This window comes from Nostoc sp. C110 (assembly GCF_043099725.1).
Lineage (GTDB): Bacteria > Cyanobacteriota > Cyanobacteriia > Cyanobacteriales > Nostocaceae > Nostoc > Nostoc muscorum_A.
This window is the reverse complement of record NZ_CP171148.1, coordinates 2,081,168-2,097,346: the sequence shown is the minus strand read 5'-3', so window position 1 is coordinate 2,097,346 and position 16,179 is coordinate 2,081,168. Positions and strand designations below refer to the sequence as shown.

The 16,179-nt window shown below is 42.2% G+C and carries 14 protein-coding genes and 1 pseudogene; 7 read left to right on the top strand and 8 right to left on the bottom strand.

Translation table 11 applies throughout. The features are described from left to right. Positions 1-294: 294 nt before the first annotated feature. Positions 295-675: pseudogene (locus tag ACFFRD_RS14595) on the bottom strand (sodium:proton antiporter); the annotation flags it as partial. Positions 676-858: 183 nt separating this feature from the next. Between ACFFRD_RS14595 and ACFFRD_RS14590 the strand changes: the two are divergent. The 3 genes from ACFFRD_RS14590 to ACFFRD_RS14580 all read left to right on the top strand — a co-directional run bounded on the left by ACFFRD_RS14590 (position 859) and on the right by ACFFRD_RS14580 (position 3,762). Then, on the top strand, positions 859-1,860 hold the full coding sequence (locus ACFFRD_RS14590; protein WP_392482098.1) for a DUF389 domain-containing protein: 1,002 nt from the start codon (positions 859-861) through the stop codon (positions 1,858-1,860). A gap of 179 nt (positions 1,861-2,039) precedes the next feature. After that, positions 2,040-3,593 (top strand): cation:proton antiporter, encoded by a 1,554-nt coding sequence (locus tag ACFFRD_RS14585; protein ID WP_392483074.1) that lies wholly within the window; start codon positions 2,040-2,042, stop codon positions 3,591-3,593. Then, on the top strand, positions 3,583-3,762 hold the full coding sequence (locus ACFFRD_RS14580) for a hypothetical protein (protein WP_392482097.1): 180 nt from the start codon (positions 3,583-3,585) through the stop codon (positions 3,760-3,762). The genes ACFFRD_RS14585 and ACFFRD_RS14580 overlap by 11 nt, the downstream gene beginning before the upstream one ends. 201 nt (positions 3,763-3,963) lie before the next feature. Here the strand turns inward: ACFFRD_RS14580 and ACFFRD_RS14575 are convergent, their stop codons facing one another. The 5 genes from ACFFRD_RS14575 to ACFFRD_RS14555 all read right to left on the bottom strand — a co-directional run bounded on the left by ACFFRD_RS14575 (position 3,964) and on the right by ACFFRD_RS14555 (position 10,410). Continuing rightward, positions 3,964-4,521, bottom strand: a complete 558-nt coding sequence (locus tag ACFFRD_RS14575) for a DUF3124 domain-containing protein (RefSeq protein WP_392482096.1) — start codon at positions 4,519-4,521, stop codon at positions 3,964-3,966. 75 nt (positions 4,522-4,596) lie between these two features. Next, positions 4,597-5,274, bottom strand: coding sequence for a TrkA family potassium uptake protein (locus ACFFRD_RS14570; protein ID WP_012412607.1), 678 nt, complete (start codon positions 5,272-5,274; stop codon positions 4,597-4,599). Between the two features lie 92 nt (positions 5,275-5,366). Beyond that, positions 5,367-8,390 carry an MFS transporter gene (locus ACFFRD_RS14565; RefSeq protein WP_392482095.1) on the bottom strand — a complete coding sequence of 1,008 codons (3,024 nt, stop codon included), beginning with the start codon at positions 8,388-8,390 and terminating at the stop codon, positions 5,367-5,369. Positions 8,391-8,730: 340 nt separating this feature from the next. Then, on the bottom strand, positions 8,731-9,264 hold the full coding sequence (gene infC, locus ACFFRD_RS14560) for a translation initiation factor IF-3 (RefSeq protein ID WP_012412604.1): 534 nt from the start codon (positions 9,262-9,264) through the stop codon (positions 8,731-8,733). 663 nt (positions 9,265-9,927) lie between these two features. Further along, positions 9,928-10,410: a DUF4385 domain-containing protein gene (locus ACFFRD_RS14555; RefSeq protein WP_392482094.1), complete on the bottom strand. Its 483-nt coding sequence runs from the start codon at positions 10,408-10,410 to the stop codon at positions 9,928-9,930. 77 nt (positions 10,411-10,487) lie between these two features. Between ACFFRD_RS14555 and ACFFRD_RS14550 the strand changes: the two genes are divergently transcribed. Continuing rightward, positions 10,488-10,955, top strand: coding sequence for a VOC family protein (locus tag ACFFRD_RS14550; RefSeq protein ID WP_392482093.1), 468 nt, complete (start codon positions 10,488-10,490; stop codon positions 10,953-10,955). Positions 10,956-10,983: 28 nt separating this feature from the next. After that, positions 10,984-11,280, top strand: a complete 297-nt coding sequence (locus tag ACFFRD_RS14545) for a hypothetical protein (RefSeq protein WP_392482092.1) — start codon at positions 10,984-10,986, stop codon at positions 11,278-11,280. Between the two features lie 45 nt (positions 11,281-11,325). On the opposite strand, the gene ACFFRD_RS14540 is transcribed toward ACFFRD_RS14545, so the two are convergent. Both ACFFRD_RS14540 and ACFFRD_RS14535 read right to left on the bottom strand, forming a co-directional pair. Further along, positions 11,326-11,997, bottom strand: a complete 672-nt coding sequence (locus ACFFRD_RS14540; protein ID WP_392482091.1) for a Uma2 family endonuclease — start codon at positions 11,995-11,997, stop codon at positions 11,326-11,328. A 93-nt stretch (positions 11,998-12,090) separates the two neighbouring features. Continuing rightward, complete coding sequence (locus ACFFRD_RS14535) at positions 12,091-12,840, bottom strand: class I SAM-dependent methyltransferase (protein ID WP_392482090.1); 750 nt, start codon at positions 12,838-12,840, stop codon at positions 12,091-12,093. A gap of 6 nt (positions 12,841-12,846) precedes the next feature. Between ACFFRD_RS14535 and ACFFRD_RS14530 the strand changes: the two genes are divergently transcribed. Together ACFFRD_RS14530 and ACFFRD_RS14525 are read left to right on the top strand one after the other, a co-directional pair. Further along, positions 12,847-13,665, top strand: coding sequence for a class I SAM-dependent methyltransferase (locus ACFFRD_RS14530; protein WP_392482089.1), 819 nt, complete (start codon positions 12,847-12,849; stop codon positions 13,663-13,665). Positions 13,666-13,838: 173 nt separating this feature from the next. Continuing rightward, positions 13,839-16,100, top strand: a complete 2,262-nt coding sequence (locus tag ACFFRD_RS14525; protein WP_392482088.1) for a cation:proton antiporter — start codon at positions 13,839-13,841, stop codon at positions 16,098-16,100. The last annotated feature ends 79 nt before the right edge of the window (positions 16,101-16,179 follow it).

Below are 16,179 nucleotides of genomic sequence, written 5' to 3'. Positions count from 1 at the left end.
AAACCAAGAACAGAAAAAACAATGATAATAAACCAAGGAGAATGTAAAGTTAGTCTCGAACTATATTTTATGAGGTTTTTGTTTATCATTATTAGTTTAAGGTGAAATTTATTCGCATGAAAATTATATACATTTATTTGCCACTGAATTAAATAAGTTTGCAATCATATTTAACCAATAATTTCTTAAATTTTAAGAAAATTTGGCAATTTGACCTATGGTCAATTTTGATTGACTAAGCAAAAATATTATAAATGGACGGTAAGAGGTCAACCTTATTGTTGATTATTCTTTCTACAAAACATCCTCAAGCATAGATGCTAATTCTTTATTTAACCGACCAGACTTAACAAATTCTGCATAAATATCTGCTTCAATTGCCAGCAGTTCTCCTCGGAATTGTTCTGTTGTAAAACTCTGAAGATTGGGATATTCATCCTGTAATTTATCAATTTTTGTCCGTAAATCTGCAAGTTCACTTTTGATTAGTGTCTCCTGATAACGGCGAAACTCTGGGTCGATGCCGGGGCGTTTGTCTGCTTGGAGGTGTTGCAAAACGCGTTCTAAGGCAATATGACGGGCAACTAATTCTAAATATTCCTCACGTAAGGGTGCATCACCTAGCAAATTGAGTTTTTCCAACAAAGGTTTGATGGTCAATCCTTGAACAAGTACTGAAAGTACCAACAGAAACTGCTTGAGATTATTTGTAATGACTTCCTCGGCGATCGCTGATTCAAGCACCATAAGTAAATTCCTGGTATAGTTTTACATTTATCGTCATCTGACTATTTTCAGATGACACCGGTTCAATGAGAAACTTTAATTAGAGATAGCCGAGCATTCAGGAGGAAGGTCTTGGGTAATAACATTCGAGACCGGTTTAAAAATTTCCGCCGTCGGGGTTCGCAACCGGAGCAACTCCAACAGCTACAAACAGAGTTGCTGGCTGAATCAACTCTAGACTCAGCTTACATAATTTTGATTATTAGCTCCTGTGCGATCGCTACTTTAGGATTATTGTCTAACAGTGCAGCCGTGATTATCGGCGCGATGATTATTGCTCCTTTAATGTTGCCGATTCGCGGGTTAGCTTTTGGTGCTTTGCAAGCAGATATTACTTTGTTTCGCAAGGGACTAATTGCTGTCGCAGTGGGCACGCTGTTAGCGGTGGCGATCGCCTCTACTTTGGGTTGGCTGGTGGGGTTGCCTAGTTATGGTAGTGAAGTGCTAGCCCGATCTAGACCAACATTGCTAGATTTGGGAATTGCGGTAGTGGCTGGTGGTATTAGTGGTTACGCCAAAATTGAGACAAAAATCTCTGGTAGTTTAGCGGGAACTGCGATTGCTGTTGCCCTCATGCCTCCCGTCTGTGTGATTGGCTTAGGCTTGGCACAAGGGAATTGGTCACTCAGTTTCGGGGCAACCCTACTTTATCTCACCAACTTGCTAGGTATTGCCCTCTCCTGTATGGTGACATTTGTGGTAGCAGGTTACACTTCAATGGCGCGGGCCCGTCAACCCCTAATTTGGACTATGGCTTTGACAGCTATCCTGCTAATTCCCTTGGGAGTCAGCTTTGCCCGACTTGTACGACAAGCGCAACTAGAAACCAGCTTACGAAAAGCATTATTGAATCGAACTGTCACCTTTGGGCGATTGCAGTTAGTTAACAGTAATACCAATTGGTTAACAAATCCCCCAGAAGTCCGTTTGAGTGTTCGGGCAAGGGAACCTGTTACACCTCGGCAAGTAGAATTATTAGAAGAATTTATTAAGCGAGAGATGGGGCAAGCATTCACTTTAATTTTTGAAGTTGGTCAAGTGGAAGAAATTAGAAGTTCGGAACCTACACCCTGAACCTTGATTTCTCACAAGTGAGAAATCAAGGAGTGTGGGAGGTGTGGGAGGATGGGGAAGAAATCTGACCCCGCACACTCCCCACAGTATGCGTGAGAAATCCGGGTGAAGTTGCTAATTTGGCATGAATGAAGAGAGAATCTATCAGTCAAGTCAAACTAACTTTCCAAAATGTAATAGTGGATGTAACTCAATTAGTTAAAGTTTCGATTATTCTCTTGCTCCTGGCTACAGGAGTAGCTTTGCTATCCCGACGGTTGCGAATCCCTTATGTGACGGGTTTAGTATTAGCAGGCTTGCCAATCACTGAGCTATTATCTCGTCCGATTGGTTTAAATCCAACCTTGGTTTTGAACCTTTTCTTACCAATTCTCATCTTTGAAGCTGGCATTAATACAGATGTCAGCCGTCTACGCAGCACCTTTAAACCAATTGCCCTGCTAGCTGGCCCTGGGGCTGTGATTTCCAGTGGGATTATTGCCGCCTTATTAAAATTTGGGCTGGGGCTGAGTTGGATACCTGCGTTATTTGTCGGAGTAATTCTGGCAAATACTGATACAGTTTCCATGATTGCTGTATTTAAGGAAATACCAGTACCCTCGCGGCTTTCCACCATCGTTGAAGGAGAAACTTTATTTAATGATGCAGCTGCTCTAGTTTCATTCAACCTAATTTTGCAAGTATATTCCACAGGTTCACTCACATTTGTAGAGGGAATCCAACAACTGCTATTTATCTCTTTAGGAGGCTGCCTAGTAGGGTTAGTCTTGGGCTACTTGAGCATACCTGTATTTGCCCGTTTAGATGATGCCCTTAGCAGCTTATTACTAACAGTTGCAGTTGCATTAGGAACGTTTCAGGTTGGGCAATTTCTTGGTGTATCGGGTGCGGTAGCTGTAGTTGTCGCTGGATTAATTTTCGGGAATTTAGGGCTTTCTCAGAATACTTCTGCTTCTAGTCGCATCACCTTGTTGAGTTTCTGGGAGTATGCCAGTTTTACCGTCAACACCTTTATTTTTCTACTAATTGGTGTAGAAATAGACCTGGGAACCCTCTGGAGAACTTTACCTGCAATTATATTTGCAGTTTTGGCTTATCAAGTTGGGCGAGTTCTTACAGTCTATCCGTTGCTAGCAGGAATTCGTTTGATTGACCGTCCAATTCCATTGCGCTGGCAACATTTACTCTTTTTAGGTAATATCAAAGGTTCGCTCTCGATGGCTCTGGCGTTGAGTTTGCCAGAAACACTACCAGGGCGAGATGTTCTCATCGCTTTAGTTTTTGGTAGTGTGCTGGTGTCATTAGTTGGACAGGGTTTAAGTTTGCCTTGGGTGGTAAAACGCTTACAATTATCTAAATTTTCAGAAACTCAACAACAGGTTGAAGAATTGCAAGCGCAGTTGATGACGGGTAAGGCAGCACAAGATGAATTAGATAGTTTGTTGAAATCAGGTGTATTACCAAAAGCTGTTTATGAAGAGATGCGTTCAGCTTATCAAGTGCGAATTGCCGGTGCAGAAAAGACACTGCGGGAACTATATAATCGTCGTCCTGATGATGTGGATGGCAAAAGTAACAGCAGTGGTAAACTTGATGCCATTCGCCGCCGTTTACTACTGGCAGAAAAAGGAGCGCTTAATGAGGCGATGCGGAAGCGAATTCTCTCAGAAGAAATTGTGCGCGGACGGATACAAAATCTTGATGAACAATTGCTGAAGTTAGATGATGATTGAATATTGGGTATTGGGAGTTGGGAATTGGGAATTGGGAATTGGGAATTGGGAATTGGGCATGGGGAATAGTCTGAGCTTTGTGAATGAACCTTTGAGCTTTGTCGATGAACCTCTGAGCTTTGTGAGTGAACCTCTGAGCTTTACGAGTGAACCTCTGAGCTTTTGCTGATTGATTAAAATCTGCTGCCACCTGTTAAACATTAGACATCTCCAGAAATTAAATATGCGTTATCCAGAATCCTTGTAGAGACGTAGCAGTGCTACGTCTCTACATTCATTTTCACCAGATATCTATTAACGTCAGAGACTCAATGAATGCATTTTCATACAGAGCATGGGAACGAGGAAAAACTTAATTACGAATTACGAATTACGAAGGCGATCGCTTATTATTATTTTGACTTTTAATCGCTCTACCAGGACTGATAAAAGAAATTCCTTGTTGGAAGTCAGTACCAATCATCACTGCCTCCACTATAGGTTCGGATATTTCTGTTTGAGCTACCCACTCGACAATAAAGTTTGCGCCTAAACCTCCACTGGTATCATTTCTATTTATAAAAAAATCTGTAGAAGCAAGGGCATCAAGTTGAATAGGACGCTCCAAATACTGTTTAATTAATTTCCCTTCTGAGTTGTAGTAGCGCACAGAAGTAATAACAATCGGATTGATCAAATCTGTATTCCGAATACTGAGTGTAACCGCTAACTCGAAAATCTCCTGCTTATTGTGATGATAGATATGTGAATAGACAGGAACATAAACAGTTTGACCGCTTGCTATCTTAAAATTCTTATCTAGCGTTACTATTTTTTGAACTGGGGTTGCTTGAGTTGTATTGGGTTGTGACTTGGGTGGAATATTTGTTGATTGACAAGATGCCAGAAAAATAACAGCGATCGCTAAAATATATGGATAAAGCTTCATCAAAACTATTTACACCCATTTTTTATACAACGGTAGCTAATCCCACTTAATCAAGAGTTTCTGTAGAGACTACGTTCAACATCTTTGCTCAATAAAATCAATGACTTGATGTAAAGATCCTGGTTTAGTCACAATCAACACTGTTGAATGAGGTTCCAGTATTGTACTGCCGTTAGGAATCATCAAATCTTCGTGGGGATGGGATTGATAACCAATAATTAGCGAACCACTAGGAAATCGGGCATCCTGAGCAATTTCGGCAACACTACGCCCAGCAACATAGCAATTGTTTGGGATGGCAAGTTTCAGAACCTCAATCTGTCCTTGCTCAAAATGCATCATTGATTCCACTTGGGGATACTCAATGGCATTTACCATTGTTGAAACTGATAGTTCAACAGTACTGATAATATGGTTAGCTCCAGCTATCCGCAGTGGTTCGGCAAAATCTGGGTGGCGCATCCGACTCAAAATATGGGTGACACCATAGTGTTTAGCAAGAGTTACCATTGCCAAGTTTAAAGCATCACTTCTTAAGACAGCTGCCAAGGAGCCTGCTTTGCGAATCCCAGCTTCTAACAATACTTCTGTACTCACAGCACTGCCTTCAAAAGCCATTGCTCCTACTTGTTCACGGGCATAACGACAAGCGATAGGGTCAACGTCAATTACAGCAACAGTATGTCCTAGCTCTACGAGTTTTTGTGCCAAACTTAAGCCCACTAAGCCGGCTCCACCTATTAGTACGTACATGGCTGTTCCTGATATTCTTGGAATTTTTACTTCACTTTACAGGTTAACAAACACATACATTGGTAGTAAGGGTGTACAGATGTACGCCCCTACTATTCATTAATTGTCGAGATTTTTGAATTTTTAAAGTTGTGTTTTTCGAGCAACTCTTTAACTTGAGCGGCTACCAAAGGATGTGGATCTTTTTGTAACTGGGGTAAGATTTGCAGGAGGACACGATGTGAAACCATATTTAGATATGCGATCGCAGCTTCTCTAACAAAGCCTGTTGGATGACGCAAACTTACTAAAATCTCAGAACTTGTCAGTCTGATACGAGTCACTTGAGCAAAATGAAAGCAGCAAGCTAGACACCAATCCGAAAGGAAGTTACCTAACATCAGCAATCTGTGGAGGCGATCGCTAACTAGCATATTCTCATATTCTACGATCTTGGCTTCTACAAGATATTGCAATTTTTCTGACTGCGGTCGGTTATCTAAAATATTCAGCAACAGAGACTTGCAAGGCAAAGTTACGGTATGCTCTAAGATTTCTAAACCCCGTGCTAAATTTACCACTGAGAGCGATCGCAGATTAAATGCTGCTGCCTGCATCTTTTCTGGTGAGTAAAGCAGTCTGAGCAACAGTAGCAGCCGCTCTTTGACATCCAATTCCAATTCTAAAAGGGCGCGTTGCAGTAACTCAGAAACAATCACAATCCTCTGGCTTGATTGATGATTTTCTTTTTCATCTAATATTTTCAAGTCTATATATGCGCCATAAATCTCGCCTAAAAACTTTAATTCCTGCTCAATTAAATTTTCTACCCGACTTTCATAAAACCGATCTACTAAACCTCTAATTCCTGGTTGTTTATGTATTTTTAGTAAACTACGAAGAATATGATCCCTAGTTATACCCCAGGATGCCTCCAAGTTTTCCCATAAAGTCTCTAATGCTTCCTGAGTGCCAATTTGAGCAATGGTACGCCAAGCGTACATCCGCACTACTTCTGGTTTGTAAATATTGGTAGCTAACCGCAACAGCATCTCTATGGCTTCATTTTCTAGTCGCACTAGGGATGACATTGCTGTAGTACGGGTTGATTTGTAATAAAGTGCTGCAATCAGCGCCGAATAGTATTCCTCTAAATGGGTTGCTGCAATCATTTCCAATACGGCACAGCGCACCCGTAACGACTCATCTTGTAATAAATTCGGGATGTGAATCCGTAACGCTTGTAAATAAACTGCCTCTCTAAGCGCTCTGACTCCATTCACCCGTTCCCGTTCTTTCTTATGAGTCAACATCCGCCGCATAGTTTGGGTAGCTGCTACCTTTTGCATGGGTGTTCCCTGACGTAAGACTAAAGCGGCGGCGGTAGCGCGGATGAGTGAGTTTTGGCGGGGGTTGAGATATTCTTCTAGGATGCTTAAATTGGGATTTGGTTCAGCTAGCCAAACGTAACGTAGCGCTAGGGCGAAAACTTCGGGGTTAGTTTCTTGGGGTTGTTCTAACAAAGGACGAATGGCGGATAGATAAGCGGGATTTGCACCTGCTATCAGCATCACTTCCAAACTTTGACGCTGCAAATCTGGGGTTAACTTAACTAACAGGGGTGCTAAAACTTCCGCAGCTCCTTGAGAGTCAATTTGGGCTAAAAGTTCAATACAAGAGCGTTTATCAGCCTCGCTGCCTTTTTCTCCCAAGGCTTTGACTACACCTTGCTTGAAGAATCGTAAGCCGACATTGGTTGCACTCAACTGACCCCGTGCCACACTCAAGACTAACAGTTCAACGTAACGCGATCGCAATTCCCAAACTACTTTTAAACAGGTGCTAGCTATCAGCATTGTTTCTGCCACCAACACCCACTTTTGCAGGGATACGGGTACAAAGCGGTTACAGAACAATAGAGTTGCAAAAATTAGTACTCCTGTCAAACCTGTAGCGATCGCTTCGGCGGTTCCTCCAGATAAAGTCTGCATCCGGCTGCGAATTGACTCGGGAATCGGTTGGTACAGGATGGGGCCGCTACTCATGACAAAGGTATAGCGCAGAAGTTCATCGCAAAATTTGACAATTATCAGGCCCCAGAAAAAGCTTTGTGATTGTATGGCTGGAATTAAATGGAAAAATACCAGCACTCCTGGTAGTGAAAAGCCTACGGTGATTGGTAAAAGTGTCGCTGTGAAAAACACGCCCATCCGTTCAATAAGTCGGCTGGAAATAAACCACTGCAATAACAACTCACACAATCCCAACATCCCACCAAAAAGACCCAAGAAACTGGCGAGTTCTCGGTCGCTCATATTGGATTTGAGTTCGCGCAGATATTGAAAATCTATTAATAACCCAATGACTTGCAATAGACCAACAAAAGCAAATAATTGCCAAACATAGCGCTTCAACGGACTTTTAATGAAACGCTCTCGTGAAGCTTGTTCTTCAGGAATTAGTCTTTGTGGGGTTTCAGGAAAAGCTGCTCGATAGTGATTAGTTAAATACAATAAAATCCCCGATCCTAATAAAATCACTAAACAGGCGATGAAGATGATCTTATTCAGCGAGGTGTATTGCACTAGCCAAGGCAAACTAAAGCCACTAATCACATCTGCTACCAAAAGTCCACTACTCACCAGTGGGTAAGTCCGCTTAATCTCTCGAATGTTAAATATTTGGTTAGCGACGATGGAGGTGTTGAGATCGTTGACTACATAAAGGGCATCTACCCATAGCCGCAGTAGAAAGGCCGAAATAACTACCAGGTAAGAAACATGAGATCCCCAACGTAATAAAACTAGTAGAAGTAATGGCATCAACATGCAAGGTGCGATCGCTACAATCACCTGGCGTAACGGAAAAATCCTTTGCAGCCAAGAGTATAAAAAAACCAGTGCTGCGCTCATAACGGCACTGGCAATATACATCCACGGCAATAGATGAGTCCCATATTCATCCAAAAACAGCGCCACCGTACTGTCTTCTGCCCACCGCAATCCTACACATACAGTTGTGTAAAAAATAAACATTAGTTGAGTTCGTTCACTCTCCTCTGGCCGGAGATTCACCCACTGTAGTAGTCGTGGTAAAACAACTTTATTTACAGCAAACCAGTGATTTTTCAGTTCCATGCAGTTTTATTTTCTGGTAGTATCACCGCGCAATCGGGGCAGAGGGGGGCAGGGGAGCAGGGGAGGCAGGGGAGACAGGGGGACAAGGGGACAAGGGGACAAGTCCTTGTCTCTTCTTCATGCCCAATGCCCAATGCCCAATTCCCAATTCCCAATTCCCCTGGAAATAGCAAAAGTCCTGAGCAACTGAGTATTATGTTTCCCACTCAGCCTTCAAGACTATCGATTTGAGATAAATTTAAACGACCTCAAAGCTTTGGGCGTATCTTGCATCCAAACGAAAAAACCCCTGCTTAGAAGTCAGGGGTTTTCAAACTTGGTCTATTAAACAGTTAGAGGATTATTTTTTGGGCGAGATAAGCATCATCATGTTTCGCCCTTCTTTTTTAGGCGCTTGTTGAAGCTCACCAAAAGGCTCCAAATCCGTTGCCATTCGCTTGAGCAAATCTTCTGCTAGGTCGCTGTGTTGAATTTCTCGACCCCGGAACATCACAGTCGCTTTGACTTTATCGCCATCTTTCAAAAAGCGCTCTGCTTGCTTAACACGCACGTTGTAGTCGTGTTCTTCTATTTTGTAACGCATCTTAACTTCTTTGACATCAGCCGTGTGCTGCTTTTTCCGGGCTTCCCGCGCCTTTTTCTCCTGCTCAAACTTATATTTCCCGTAGTCCATAATCCGACAAACTGGCGGGTCAGCTTTGTCACTTATAAGCACCAAATCTAACTCTTTCTCTTCTGCTAGTTGTAGTGCTTCCTGTGGGGGCATAATTCCCAATTGGGCACCGTCAGTATCAATGACCCGAATTTTCGGGAAGCGAATTCGTTCGTTAATTTGGGGCAGATCGCGAGTTCTTTTCTTCTCAATCACAGGCATTATGATTTGTGGGAGCTCTTAATGAAGGATTTGGTGTGGTCTTGATTGGTATGCCTCAGAGGCAAAATACGGAAATAACTCAGGACTGAAAACATAGTCTACAGTTCTAGAGTAACTAATCCATAAAATAGTTGCGTCGTTGTATTTGTCATTTTACTAACTCTGAGAGAATTTCTCTGCAATAGTTAATCTAAATTACACAACCTAGACACATGTTAAATATTATTACAACTTTTGCTCAATAGTGTTGACAGTCGAATTAAGCACTGTTTTTCCAGAATACCAAGCTTACAGTATGTAGATACATCTAGTAAAACTTATGTAACACATTACCTTACATTAAGTATTTTAGCATTTAAAAGGGCAGTTAGAAACCGTAGCTACACTAGGTTTTACCCACCTGCGTGGGTTGCAAACCCCTCATTTTCCTGAGACTACCCTGCGGTAAGGCTTTGTTGAGGTTTGTATAGCTGCTCATAGAACAAGGTAGTAATCAGATTGACACTCTCAGGTCTAAAGACACGCTCGATTCTCCAAGTCAAGTTCCCCTTCCCTCTTTAGCTTTGTGAGCGTTCTCAAGGTTAGAGGAAAAGCAATAATGTACAGGCGGACTTCGTTTATATGCAAGATGAACCGCGATTTGTAATGACCAGGTATATTGATTTACAAAGGTGAGGTGCTTTCATACATCTGTTTATGCTTGGCTAAAAGCTCTTGATATTTCTCATTTGTCTTTGCTTGTATCCACTTGGCTTTAAAAATGACTGCTGACTCGGCTTTAACAGGGTCTTCTTCGTAAGGAAGAATCTCTTTTTTATAACCTGAAGTTTCCGAATTTTGTTTATATTTTCTGCCTGTTTTATGATTAGCATAAAGGCGAGAGCGAGTATAACCCATTTGGATAAACTTTCGTGCCATATCTGCGCCGATAAAATCATCTTGTTTTAGATAATCAAGAAACATTTCATAGATTTTTTCACTTGATTCTCTAGCAATCTCAGGAGTTTTGAACCGCCAGTAGGGAAGAATTTCTGATTTGTATGGTTCTACCAAAAGTACGCCCTGTTCACCCTTGCCAACGCGATATAGTTCAGGATGTTGGCGAAAATCGATATTTTTAAAGTCTAAAGAATAATCAAATGGCATGATAGATTTTTATTAGGAATAGTAAACTTTAAGTAAAAAGTTCAGCTTCTATCCTAGTAAGGAGATTTTCTTCTACTATGCTATCTAGCACCCAATCTGTGAACAGTGTCCTTGCGCCAGGAAATTTGCGTAAAGTGCATCACATTGCCCTCAATGTCCAGGATATGCAAGCTTCCCGTTACTTTTATGGCACAATCTTGGGTTTACACGAACTTACAGGCGACGAAGTACCCGCAACTCTGACGGAACTTGTCGCATCAGGGAAAGTAGCGAACTTTATTACCCCGGATGGGACAATACTGGATTTATTTGGGGAACCAGAATTATCACCACCAGATCCCAATCCAGAGAAGACATTCACCAGAGCCTACCATTTGGCTTTTGACATCGATCCGCAGTTATTCGATCGCGCAGTGACAGTGATCGGAGAAAATAAAATAGCGATCGCACATGGCCCAGTCACTCGTCCTACTGGTAGAGGTGTGTATTTTTACGATCCAGATGGCTTTATGATTGAAATTCGTTGCGATCCAGAAGCTAGTTAACTTAGGGGTAAAAACAAAAGTATCTACCATGACCGCGAAACTCATCCAAATATTTAAAGTAATTGAAGACACAATCACAAAACCGCCAATTCCACACGAACCATACAAGCAATCATTGAAAGCCTGGGCGATGTATTGTTTACGAGACAAAGGTTTTATAGTCTCTTATGCTCAAAATGCTGACTTTGCCATTGAAAGAAAACGTGAAGAAAAGCTATATTTTAAAGTTTCAAACAGCCCCGATGATTTAGATAATTCTTTTAACTGGATTGTTTGGGATAGTGTAACTAAAAGTGCTATTCTCATTCCTCAAAAAATAGACTGATGGCAAAATAGCGCTATAGTCATAGAATTTTATTCCCCTTCCCTACTATTGCTGCACAAATATTTGATGTTCTGGTGAATTTAATCCCAACTGCAACACAGCCAATACTTGCTGCATATTGCCAGCAAGTAAATTCGACATTGACAACCACAAACCAGGAAATATTTTGCTTTTAATAATTCCATCTGCGTCCGCTTCTAAGGATACATATTCTCCTTGTTGCAGGCTAAACCAATCTAATTGATTTTCAAATATTTGCCAAACAATATATTCTTTTATCCCATTACGACCATAGACTTTTTTCTTGTCATGTAAGTCAATAGCAACACTGCTAGCTGCTATCTCTATTACTAGTTCTGGCGCACCTTCTATGTAGTCATCATCGCTCAAACGAGATTGTCCTTTAGCTGCTGGTGTGATTAATAACACTCCATCTGGTTGGGGTTCATTGTCTCGATCTAAGCGGACTGTTGGCTCAATTCCCAATCTCACCCCAGGAGTGGCAATTTGGTAAGTCCACAACCAGCCGATTAGATGACCATGTGGTTCAGCATGACTTTCAAAGCGTAATGGGGATGCCAAATATACAACTCCTTCAATTAATTCTGCCTTTTGATGACGGGACATTGCCTGATAGCGTCGTTCAAATTCGTAGCGAGTGAGGCGATCGCCATTTTCTAAAGGAGGAATTCGTTGCTTGAGTGATAAGTTGACCATGATTTTCTGCTCTGGCAAGGAGTCTTACTTTATTATCGCTTGAAACCTTAATTACGAATTACGTTAGCGTAGCGGGGCGTAGCCCATTACAAATTACGAATTAGTGTTGGGTTTCTCAAATACCATTAAATGCTGTTGAGGTAACAAGTTTTTAGTTTCACGCCAAACCAGACCAACGGCTTGCATTTCTTTGCGGACTTGCTTTTGAGTCATTTTGTGCAGACCTTTAATCATAATAAAGGGATTTTCACCCCGGTACTCAACCAGGACTACCCGACCACCTGGTTTTAGTGCTTTCACAACTCCTTGCATCACTTCTTGAGGATACTCAAGTTCATGATAAGCATCTACCATCAATGCCAAATCGATACTTTCAGATGGTAAGTTTGGGTTATCAAGGGTTGCTAAAACAGGCTCAACATTGATGATATTTTTCTCTTTTTTGAACAACTCAATTATTTCTAACATTTCTGGCTGAACATCTACAGCTAACACCTTACCTGCTGTTAATAACGGTGCGATGCGAAAGCTTAAGTAACCTGTACCAGCGCCAATATCAGCCACTACATCGTTAGGTTTCAAGTTGAGAAGGCTGACTATCTTACTTGGCTGTTCCTCTCCCTCTCGGCTGGGACGTTCTAGCCAGCCAGCGCCAGTGTATCCCATAACTTTGGCGATTTCGCGCCCCATGTAATATTTGCCAATACCATCTGGACTGTGGATTATCCGTTGTTCGTAAACTGCGCTCGCACCATTGGCGGCTTGTGCTGTCAAGGTTGGGTTCAGCAGCGAGTAACTCAGTATTACAACAAGAGATACTATAAAGTGGAAAAATTTTGACATTTTTTTATGACTGATCTGGATAATTATAAGCAGCAACTAAAAGAATTTTATGGTAGTAGAACGACTTATGACCATGAGAAAGGTACTCGCCATCCTCTAGAAGCCAAGCTTCTACTTGAATTTGTTCCACTAAATTCGGGGCAAAAAGTTCTTGATGTGGCGACTGGAACAGGTTTAGTTGCGATAGCCGCAGCTGAAAAAGTTGGTTTAGAAGGCTACGTGATTGGGATTGATATGACTCCTGAAATGTTGCATCAAGCAAGACTTAAGATTGCAGCAGCAAAATTACAAAATATCGAGTTGGTTGAGGCGGATGCAGAACATTTCAACTTTACTGATAGTAGTTTTGATGTTGTCTTTTGCTGTGAGGCAATTGTACTTTTTCCTGATATACTTGCTATTTTGCAAAAGTGGTATCGCTTCTTGAAACCCGGAGGCTTTGTGGCATTCACCTGTCCTCCCGAAACTGCTTTTATGGCCTCTCTTCAGCAGAGGATTTGCGCTAGAGTTTTGGGTGTATCGCTACCACATATCCTTGAACCTCTGGGAACTCCAGAAAAGTGTCGGAATTTGCTTAATCAGGCAGGTTTTAGAGATATCGAAATTAAAATTGAACCATCAGGACGTTATCGCCCTCTTAGGGATAACAGATTATCTGAGATAGTAATTAATATAAATTTTAAAGGTAATCCCCTGTTGTCAAAATTATCACAAGAACAATTAAATCAGTTGCAAGTTGAGTACAAAGCAGAAATTGAGAAACTAGCAACCGAGCAAGGTATTTGGGAAGATACTACAAAGTTGTTTGTTCGCGCTCAAAAATAAATTGATGAGCTTTGCTGCTGAACTGACAATTTAGTGCGATCGCGCATGATAATCTTGCGGTTAATAATGACAATCACAGTTTAAGCTTCTAGGCCGATGTGAAAATAAACATTTTCAGGATTTACTTAAACAGCCCGTTTAAAAATTTGTAATCCAACCCTTTGGACGCTTATATGCAAAACCTGCCCCTAATGTTAGTGCCTGTACTCGCCGTACAGAAAGTAGTAGGTGACGGTGTAATTAAACCTCTCGGTCATCATGAACTGCTGTTGGTGCTAGTACAAATTTCACTATTGCTGCTCGTAGCGCGGGGATTAGGTGAGTTAATGCGCCGGATTAATCTACCGCCTGTTGTTGGGGAATTATTGGCGGGTGTGCTGCTTGGCCCCTCTCTATTTGGTTTGCTCCTTCCAGACTTACAGGCGCATATCTTTCCCAAAAGTCAAGAACAGTCTAATTTACTTTCGGTGATTTCTTGGTTAGGTGTGTTATTTTTGCTGATTGTAACTGGGTTGGAGACGGATCTCAAGCTGATTCTTCGTAAGGGTAAAACGGCTCTTTTGATTTCACTGGGCGGAATTATTGTCCCGTTTATCACCGGCTTTGGATTAGGTTGGCTATTGCCAGATAGTTTTTTAGCCAACCCAGAAAAGCGACTAGTATTCAGTCTATTTATCGCTACAGCAATGAGTATTTCGGCAGTACCAGTGATTGCCAAGGTGCTGATGGACTTAAACCTGATTCGCCGTGACATTGGTCAAGTAACCTTAGCTGCTGGGATGACTGACGACACCATCGGCTGGATTTTACTTTCTGTGGTTTCCGGTCTAGCTAGTAGCGGCAAGTTTGACCTTGGGACAATTTTCCATTCTGTGAGTGCAGCTATATTGTTTTTAGCGATCGCTTTCACAATTGGGCGTACCATCGTAGATCAGATTTTGCGGTGGGTTGATGACTACGTTGGTGGAATTTCAGCTAGTATATCGGCTGTGCTGATTCTTTCGCTCTCGGCAGCAGCACTTACCCACGCATTAGGTCTGGAAGCAGCATTAGGTGCTTTCGTGCTGGGGATTCTGGCAGGTCAATCCCGCCGCTTTAGCAATGAAGCTGGACACATGCTAGAAGTCTTCACAGCAAGCTTTCTAGCACCAATTTTCTTTGCTTCAGCTGGCTTGAAAGTTAATTTGCTAGCTCTGTTAGTCCCCCAGACGTTGTTATTTGGCTTGATTGTTCTTGCTGTCGCCTGTGTTGGCAAATTTACAGGTGCTTACCTTGGTTCTCGCGTCGGTGGCTTGAGTCATTGGGAAGGTTTGGCGATGGGTTCCGGGATGAATGCTCGCGGGGCAATGGAAATTGTCGTTGCCACGATTGGTTTATCTTTGGGAGTGCTGAATCCCCAGATGTACTCAATTATTGTTATGGTGGCGATCGTCACTTCCCTAATGGCTCCACCCCTTCTGCGCTGGACTTTATCAAAAGTGGTTATGAGTGAGGAGGAAGCTCAACGGTTGGAACAAGAAGAGCAGGATAGCCGCAGCTTTATCAAGCAAATCCACCGTGTCTTAATACCTACTAGCGGTGGCCCCAACATCCAACTCGCAGCGCAACTAGTGGGCTACATGGCTCACCAAAACTCGATAGAAGTCACATCTCTATATGCCCTGAGTGACAAGCAGCCCCAAAAGAAAGGCCGCCGGGCAGCAACCCAGGTTAAAGATACCGCCGCCGAGGAAGCTCTGGCTTCTGTTGCTGAGGAAATGCAGCTACCTGATAATACGACCCTGCAAACAAAAATGGAGTCTGGGCGTAGTAAAGCGGAGGTAATTTTGAATGAAGCGAACAAAAACTATGACTTGATTGTATTGGGAGCTTCTGAACAGATACGTCCTCAGAAAACATTGTTCAATTTGCTTGTAGATCGGGTAGTACAAGAAGCGCCATGTGCAACGATGGTGGTCAAATCGCACCTACCCCAAGCTAAAGGCGAGATATGCAAAATCGCTCAACAAAAGCTGACAAAGATTCTGGTGCCAACTGTGGGGACAGAATATAGTAAAAATGCTGTAGAGATGGCAAGTACGATCGCTGCTCAAACGGGAGCATTAGTGATGATCGTGAACGTGATTAATTTGCCACAAGTTGAATATATTCTATACGAACAGCGATCGCTAACTCCAGTGAAGGAAATTGCTCACGATCTGCTTGAACAGCAAGCAGCAATTGGCCGCAATCTAGGTGCTGATGTCAAAACATATATTCTTCAAGGAACCAGCCCAGAAAGGGAAATCCTCAAGTTTGCCCAAACCAAAGAAGTTGACCTAATTATTTTAGGGAGTAGTATCCGAATGGTTACGGGTCGCGTTTTCTTTGGTCACAGAGTGGATGCAATATTAAGTAAAGCCCATTGCCCAGTAGCAGTAATTACTACGCCATAGGCGTTCTCAGCTTTAGCTAGATTACGACTGATACCAATTCTTTATTAACTTGCACTTAATAGGAGGTGATGATATAATC